Origin of the sequence: Proteus myxofaciens ATCC 19692, from assembly GCF_001654855.1 — a bacterium.
GTDB classification, from domain to species: domain Bacteria; phylum Pseudomonadota; class Gammaproteobacteria; order Enterobacterales; family Enterobacteriaceae; genus Proteus; species Proteus myxofaciens.
Map to the genome: position 1 here is coordinate 1 of NZ_LXEN01000124.1, position 5,515 is coordinate 5,515.

General features: G+C 34.1%; 3 protein-coding genes and 1 pseudogene. All 4 read right to left on the reverse strand.

The annotated features are described in order from the left end of the window. The coding region (locus M983_RS12870) for an MFS transporter (RefSeq protein ID WP_066751556.1) at nucleotides 1-883 on the reverse strand (883 nt) is incomplete at its 3' end. Between the two features lie 536 nt (nucleotides 884-1,419). Then, nucleotides 1,420-2,751 (reverse strand): phosphatase PAP2/dual specificity phosphatase family protein, encoded by a 1,332-nt coding sequence (locus M983_RS12875; protein ID WP_083954603.1) that lies wholly within the window; start codon nucleotides 2,749-2,751, stop codon nucleotides 1,420-1,422. Nucleotides 2,752-2,855: 104 nt separating this feature from the next. Further along, nucleotides 2,856-4,625: a bifunctional alpha/beta hydrolase/class I SAM-dependent methyltransferase gene (locus M983_RS12880; protein ID WP_066751560.1), complete on the reverse strand. Its 1,770-nt coding sequence runs from the start codon at nucleotides 4,623-4,625 to the stop codon at nucleotides 2,856-2,858. After that, a pseudogene (locus tag M983_RS12885) lies at nucleotides 4,622-5,249 on the reverse strand (CDP-alcohol phosphatidyltransferase family protein). The gene M983_RS12880 and the pseudogene M983_RS12885 overlap by 4 nt, the downstream one beginning before the upstream one ends. Nucleotides 5,250-5,515 lie beyond the last annotated feature (266 nt).

Here is a 5,515-nt window from a genome sequence, read left to right on the forward strand (position 1 = left end):
ATGAAATCAGAAGGAGAATGAGCCCTGACGTTGTGGTTTTTTTTCCTTTTCCTTTATCTACCCAAACTCCGGCCTTTCCTGCCATTAATGCCCCAGCAGCACCAACAAGACCAAATAATCCAATAATGGCATCAGAATAATTAAATGGATCCGCTGAAAGTAAAAATGCCATTGAAGTCCATAAAAGACCGAAATGCACAAAAATAAGGCCACCAATAAGGGAGCGTGTTCTTAATACCGGCGTGGTTTTAAACAGCTTAAAAATAGAGCCAATTAGTTGAAAATAATTTAGATTAGATTCATTTTTATAAGTGGGTAAGCAACGCCAAAGGATAATAGCTAATAAAGCTAAAAATAGGCTAGCAAGCCAGAATATTCCTTGCCAATTTGTAAATGATGCCATTAATCCTGATGCAGTTCTGGCTAATAGAATACCAAGTAATAAACCACTCATTATTGTACCAACAGCTTTACCTCGCTGATGAGGTGTCGCCAGTGTTGCAGCAAAAGGCACTAAAATTTGAGCGACAACAGAGAACATACCTGACAACGCAGTCCCTATCAACATAACCCAAATATTTTGTGCCATAGCTGTAATAAGTAGGCCACTTGCTGAAATTAAGGTCATGACGACAATAAGCGTTCGTCTTTCAAACATATCGCCTAATGGAACAAGTAACATTAAACCGATTGCATAGCTTAGTTGTGCTGTTGTGACGATAAAACCTGCTAATGTGACAGAAATTTGAAAATAATGCGCAATAGAATCAAGAAGTGGCTGAGCATAATAATTACTGGCAACAACCATACCAGTTGCAATTGCCATTAGAATTATAAGGCTTTTACTCAGAGGAACCTGTGATGGTGAGACGGCGTTTTTCATAATACTCAGGAAAAATATTTATAAGGTAGATGATAGTAACATGAGTCATTTTTTCTAGGAAAGGATAGTATTAAAATGAGGGAATATAAATAAATAAAACTAATTATATTAATTAGTTATAAATTGTTATTCTAATTTAAAGCAATAAACTGATTATTCCCCATAACCATTGTATTAATGTGGTTAGTAGGGCTAAAGAAAAGAGGCGTTTAGTGCCTAACCAACGTATTTCCATTGAGCAATGGCTAGTTTTCTTATTAAAAAGAAAGGATAAGCAATAATCAAAATTATCGTTATCATGATAACGATAAAGTATTTTAAAAAAATGGTTATCTAGCCATAAGCGAAAGAGAAAATAGTGCGTAAATAAAAAACACACTGAGGAGATAAATAGAAAATAGTTATTTTTAAAATAAAAAAGTTGCAGGAGTAATGAGCTTAAATAAGATAGAACCGATAAAAAAAATAAATAGCGCCAGCTTTGTGTTAGGGACACAATCATATTTCCTGCTGTTTTTGTGGTGAGTACATTAAACTCACTTTCTGGCTTGTTTATATTCTTCATACCAAATTTGTAATGCAGCTAATGTCTCTTTAGTTAAAATAATTTGAGGACGAGCTCGATAAACACAGGAGAGTGCACTTTCTAAATCAGTCACTTTTTGGCTATAAACCAACCAAGCAACAACGACGGTTGCACTTCGAGAATATCCTAATTTACAGTGTACATAAATGGAACCATATTGGCTAAGTTCTGTCATTGATATCATTGCATTATGAATATCATTCGGTGTTAACGGTAATAAATCAATTTGTGGTTGTGCAATATAATATTGTTTTTGACTAAATTTATTTCTTGGCCATTCGCAAGTTAAATCAAAAACAGCATCAGTATTTAGAATATAAAGAGGACGACCACCTAACACGATATTATCAACGACTTGGCTTGGTATTTGGCAATGTTTTAAATAATAACGATAAGTACACCAAGCAAAAAAGCGATAAGGTAATAGGATTATCTTTGCTGAAAGTGAAATCTTACCTTGTACTGTTTTTTGAAATACACTAGAGCCTGCCCCTAAATAGCCGAATGTAATAAATAAAAGTGTAATAGCAGGCCAAAGTAAAATCCAAAAAATACCTTGAAGTAAACTCGCTAAAATAGCGAGCACAAGTGCTGTGATCCCGTAACTTGTTGCTATACGTAAACTTCGCTTACTTCCTGAAAAATGCCAATACCAACGTGTTTTTATTGGTAATAAATAACAAATTAAAACACCAATAGCAAAGCCAGTTATTAGATCAATAAAATGATGTTGCCAAGTAGTAAGAACAGAAATGGCGATAAGCAATGACCATATATTAAGTAACCAGCGCCATGATGGTGGCGTATGTGCACGAAATCTTAGCCAAATTATCCATAATAAGATGATATGCAAAGAAGGGGCTTGATTATAAGGAAGATCAAAGCCTTCTAATTGAGTAAAAAGCCATCCTGAAATGCCTTCACTTGCAGGGCGAATAAAGCTAAATTTTAATGGAAATAATAAAAAACCAGCGCAAGCAATAATAGAGGCAACAACTAAGCGAGTTCCATGAATAAATTGTTCTCTTAACGTTGTACAAATAAACAGGGAAAGTCCGTAAGCAATATTCACACTCCAATAGGGGATAATGCTCCAAGGTAAAAAAGGAATATCAGATTCCCATGAATAAACAAAAGAGGGGACATTAGGAAGTGTTGCCGTATAGCTATTTACTTGCATATAAGTTAAATAGAAAAAAGGTGCAAGAAATAGCAACCAGAGTATTCCTGCAAGCAAGATCTTTTTTGGGATTATCATTTTCGGCGTTGAAGAGAGACTCACATAATACTCCATTGCTTGAAAAGCAGGTGATTTTATTAAGTAAAACCACCTTTGCTTATTTCTATCCCATTACATTTGTTTGAGATAACATTCTATATTTACCACTATCGACGTTTAGCAATTGAGACGCTAAAAATACCCCAGTGGTCGATAAGTTGATTTATTTTCTCAAAACCTGCTTCATTAACTAATGCATCCATTTCACCTTGGCTACGACAACGCATTACCCAAGGCTGACCATCTTGATGACTAGGTAAAACATGTGCGATCATTTCAAGTTGAGGATGCCAAGGTTGGCAGGTATAAATAAGCAAACCCTCTTTAGGAATAGCTTGAGATAATCCTTTTAATGAGGCTTTTATTAATTGATTATCAGGGAATAGTTCATAAAGACCACTCACAATGCCTAATGTAGGCGCAGGTGTTACCGCACTTAAACTTTCTGTATCGAAAGCATTACCTTCTTCAAAACGAACTTTATCTTCTAAATAACGCTCTTTAATCGCTATTTGCCCTTGCTCTACATTTACTAGGCTATAATCACGCATTAAAATAGAGTCAATTTTTTCATAATTGTTAATAGCATCAAATAAATAGCGACCTTGGCCTGCTGCGATATCAATAATATTAACGGGCATATTATTATCGCTTAATTGGCGAATAGCATAACGAATAGTATTTTCGATATTCACTTTGCGTTGGCGAATACCTTGCCAACCAATACTATTTAAATATTGTTTATCAATAACACGACCAAATATACCTTTACCTTGAGGTTGGTTACGATAGACATAATCCAACGTAGAACCAGAATCAAAGCCTTTATCATATCCTAGCTCAATACCTTCAGAGGCTTTACCTAACGTGCTCATTAATTTACTCAGAGTATTATAGTAAATACCTTTTAGAGAATATTTTGATAAAGGGGTAAGTAAGGAGCGATAAACATCAGCACTGTGGCTCCATTTATCTTCATGACGATAATCATGCTGATAGCGAGGTTGTGTGAACAGCGTTGCAATAAAATCACGCATTTTATCAATAGCAATCGCTCGATCTTTTTCACCTAATGTATCGTGGTAAAATCCTGCTAATGTATGTTTTTCTTTTATTGGTGTATTGAGTTGTTGATAAAAGAGATGTTGTGGTTTTTTATACACAACATGATCATTACCTGAAATAAAAAGTTGTGTGGGTAACGTAATTGATGATGCGTTTTTAATAATACGATCAGCCGTTTTATAGAGTTCTAATAATACATTAACGGCAATAGGGCGAGTAATCAGAGGGTCTTGATTAAAAGAGTCGATTCTTTGTTGATCGTGAGTAAGATAGTGTGCCTTTACATAAGAATTAACATAAAAAAGACCACGAATTTTTTGCATTAGCGCAAGACCAGTGCGAGCAAAAGGAACATATAGTTTCACTTTAAAGGCGGGTGAAGCTAAGATCATGCCTCGAATTTTAGGCGCATAATCATTTACCCAACCTGAAACAAGAACTGCACCAACACTTTGTCCAACTACAACAATATTTTCTAATGGAATATCATAATTTGATGAAATGTACTGTACGAATTCATCTATATCTTTTATTGATGTTCCCATTGAAGGGCTATATCCCCTAGGGCCTTGATTCTTTCCATGACCTCTAGCATCCCATGCAAACATTGAGAAATCAGGTAAGTCTAATTCATCAACAAGATGAGATATTCGCCCTGAATGCTCATGACCACGATGAAATAAAATAATAGCTTTAGGTTCAGCGGTTATTTCAGCAGGCCAATGACGATAATAAAGTGCCGTTTTATCACTTGTTGTAAATTCAGACTCAATCATTTTCCTTTGAGTCAGATATTGTATTTGCTGATTCATAATGATGTATCCTTATCTATTGTGGCAACTTCTCTTAATGCATGGTGAATTCGGTTATAGCAGGTGAATAAAAGCAATAAATTAATAATAATAAACAGATAATTAAATGCATCTGATGTGATGAAAGAAGGAAAAAGACTAATAAGTAATCCTAACGCACCAAAAGTAAATGCTATCACTTTTCCCCATTGGGCCGTCATAACAGCGTATTGCGCAAAGTGTTTGAGCAAGTACACCTAAAAACTCTGTCATTATCATTAAAAAAAGTGCGAGCATTATCCACCAATAAGCATGTGGAAAAACCAAGATAAATGGAAGATAAAGCGCCACATCTGAAATCACGTCACTTGCTTCATTTAATATTGCACCTAATGGACTTTTTTGGTTGTGTTCTTTTGCTAGCATGCCATCAATAGCATTAAGCGCCATACGAATAAAAAGAATGATAGGGAGTATTAGAAATAATTGCGGAATAGGAAATAAAAAAAGTAGGCAACCAACAAGTATTGATAGCACTAAAGCAAAAAGCGTGACCTGATTTGCTGTTACTCCCTTTTGGTAGAGCTTTATGACATAAGGACGCAAAAGAGATTGAAACTTAGGTTTTAAATCATAAATCGTCATTACGCTTCCTTGTGTTACAAGTGTGTTTATTAACCAATGATATTATTTTATTTTTACTTGATTTTACTCTAACTTAATATATTTATTTAATAAATATTAATTAATTTAATCAAATTTGCATGGTAAATAAAATAGAAATTATGTTAGTAATTGTAACATGCTAATATTTATATGTTTCATAAGTAACCATTAATGATTGAAATAGATGATATTGTTTTTTAACAATGAATTATTAATTAATGCTTATCAATTTAAATAAAAATATT